This is a genomic window from Halorubrum sp. AJ67 (genome assembly GCF_000513435.1).
In genome coordinates this window covers 154,900-157,351 of sequence record NZ_CBVY010000009.1, presented here as the reverse complement: position 1 = coordinate 157,351, position 2,452 = coordinate 154,900, and the positions used below count along the sequence as shown (strand labels likewise).

Sequence of the window (2,452 nt, the reverse complement as noted above, 5' to 3'; positions counted from 1 at the left end):
AGTCGGCGTCCTTCTCCGACTCGATCGCACCCGATTCCTCGAGTTTCCGGAGGTGATACTGCGCCTCGCCGGTGCCGAGTCGGAGGTCGTCGCGGAGCTTCGAGAAGTGCGCGCCGGGGGTCGTCGGCACGTAGCCGCGGATCGCCTCCCGCGTCTCGTTGGCGTCACCGTCGTCGCTCGCGCTCGCCGTCCCGACGAACGGCGCGGCGGCTCCGACCGCGGCGAACCGCCGGAGCGTCTCGCGTTTCCGTCCGTCGAACCCCTCTGTCACACACGTAGTAGCCTACGGCTCGACAAAAGCACTTCGTTCGGGAATCGGACTGGGACGAAAAGCCGGTGTTCGCGGCGTCTCGCGCCGCGTCAGTTCTCCGTCTCCACTTCTGTGTCCGTCTCCACTTCCGCGGCCGCCTCCTCGTCGTCCATCTCTTGGATGACCTCGTCGGCGGACCTGATGCTCGCGCCGGCGTCGCCCGCCTTCACGGCCTCGGCCTCCTTCTCTAACTCCTCGACGTTCATCTCCGCGGACTCCTCGATCTGGCCGAGGATCTCGTCGATGTCGTCGAGGCCGAGCATCTTCCGCGTGTCGGCGTCGAACTCCTTCCCGTCGAGCCCCTCCATCTCCTGAACGTCGGAGCCGGAGAGGGCCTTGCCGTAGCGGCCGACCAGACTGGTCAGCTCCTGCGGGAGGACGAAGGTGGTGGACTCGCCTTTGCCGATCTCTTCTAAGGTCTCCATGCCGCGCTCGATGATGGCGCGCTCGCCCATCGACTCGGCGGAGCGGGCGCGGAGGACCGTCGAGATCGCGTCACCCTGCGCTTCGAGGATCTGGGACTGCTTTTCACCCTGCGCGCGGATGATGTTGGACTGCTTGTCACCTTCCGCCTGCTCGACCGCGGAGCGGCGTTCCCCCTGCGCTTCGAGGATCATCGCGCGGCGGCGGCGCTCGGCGGAGGTCTGCTGCTCCATCGCCTGCTGGACGTCCTTCGACGGGTTGACCTCGCGGACCTCGACGCTCTCGACCCGGATCCCCCACTCGTCGGTGGGTTCGTCCAGTTCCTTCCGGATCTTCGCGTTGATCTCCTGTCGTTTGTTCAGCGTGTCGTCGAGCTCCATGTCGCCCAGCACCGCGCGGAGGGTGGTCTGTGCGAGGTTCGAGACGGCCTTCTTGTAGTCGTCGACCTCTAAGAATGCCTTCTTGGCGTCCATCACCTTGATGTAGACGACCGCGTCGGCGGTCACCGGGGAGTTGTCTCGCGTGATCGCTTCTTGGCGGGGCACGTCCAGCGTCTGGGTCCGCATGTCGAACGGATACGTCCGGGAGACGAACGGCGGGATGAGGTTGATGCCCGGTTCGAGCAGCTTTCGGTACTCGCCGAAGACGGTGAGCGTCTTCTTCTCGTAGGCGTCGACGATCTCGAACGACTGCCAGAGCGTGACGACCACGAGAAGCAGCGCGAGCAGGCCGACGCTCACGAGCTCGAAACCGAGTTGGAGGGGTGTCGGATCCATACCTCCGTTTAGGACATCGCACGCTTAATAGTTCGCACGTCGGGGGCCGAATCGCTCCGCAGTCACTCGCTTCCGCCGAAGCGCGCCGCGACGTTCTCCAGCGCCGCGCGAAGCTGTCGCTCGTTGAACCGACGGATCACGGGCGCGCCGACCCTCGTGAGGGCGTTCTCCGGCAGGCCGTACGTCGCGGCGTACGTCAGCTCCGTCCCGCTCTCGACGGGCGCGAGCCGGAGATCGATGGTCCCGGTGAGCCGCCCCCGAAGTTCGAAGACGTGGCGCTCGGGCGGGTCGTGGACCGTCTGGACGATCTCGCCGTCGATCCCCATCCCCGCCATCCGGTAAGTGTACGAGAGGCGCTTCCCGCCGTTCTCCAGCGGTTCGACGTCTCTCACGTCCGTGAGTCCGGGAGTGATAGCCGCGTGGTTCGCCGGGTCGTCGAGGAACGCGAACACGGTCGCGGGGTCGGCCGCGATGAGGATCGTGTCGCTCGCGGCGAACGGGTCGTCGGCCGGGTCGGACGCGTCGTCGCTCGGCTCCTCCGACTCGTCTGGTGGCCCCCGGTTCATTCGCTCGATCGGGGGTCGACGTACGCCTCGACCAGCTTCCGCTCGGCCGCGCGGAGGTGCTGGTGGAACGTCTGCCGGGTGATCCCCATCCGCTCTGCGATCTCCGAGCCGTCGACCGGGCGCGGCCACTCGAAGTAGCCGTTCAGCTCGGCGGTCTTCAGCGCCGCGCGCTGTCGCTCGGTGAGCTGTTCGTCGACCGCCGCCGCGAACTCCGCGACGGTGCGGTCGCGGCTCTCGCGCTCGACGCGCGACCGAAGCTCGACGCCCTCGTACTCGTCGCGGAACACGTCGAGGATCGACCGGACGTCGCGTTCGGGCGGTGCCTCGATCGTGAGCGTCGCCGCGTCCGCGGTGGCGGTCGCCTCGGAGACGACGCC

3 protein-coding genes and 1 pseudogene are annotated in these 2,452 nt (G+C 67.4%); all 4 read right to left on the bottom strand.

The window, feature by feature from the left end; translation table 11 throughout:
• Positions 1–271 (bottom strand): annotated as a pseudogene (locus tag BN903_RS09515) (MarR family transcriptional regulator); the annotation flags it as partial.
• Between the two features lie 89 nt (positions 272–360).
• Entirely contained in the window at positions 361–1,509 is a 1,149-nt protein-coding gene (locus BN903_RS09510; RefSeq protein ID WP_048077498.1) for an SPFH domain-containing protein, read from the bottom strand.
• A 62-nt stretch (positions 1,510–1,571) separates the two neighbouring features.
• Positions 1,572–2,075 carry an SRPBCC family protein gene (locus BN903_RS09505; RefSeq protein ID WP_048077497.1) on the bottom strand — a complete coding sequence of 168 codons (504 nt, stop codon included), beginning with the start codon at positions 2,073–2,075 and terminating at the stop codon, positions 1,572–1,574.
• Positions 2,072–2,452 (bottom strand): helix-turn-helix domain-containing protein (locus tag BN903_RS09500; protein WP_048077496.1); only part of this gene is annotated, 381 nt, incomplete at its 5' end. The genes BN903_RS09500 and BN903_RS09505, both read right to left, overlap by 4 nt.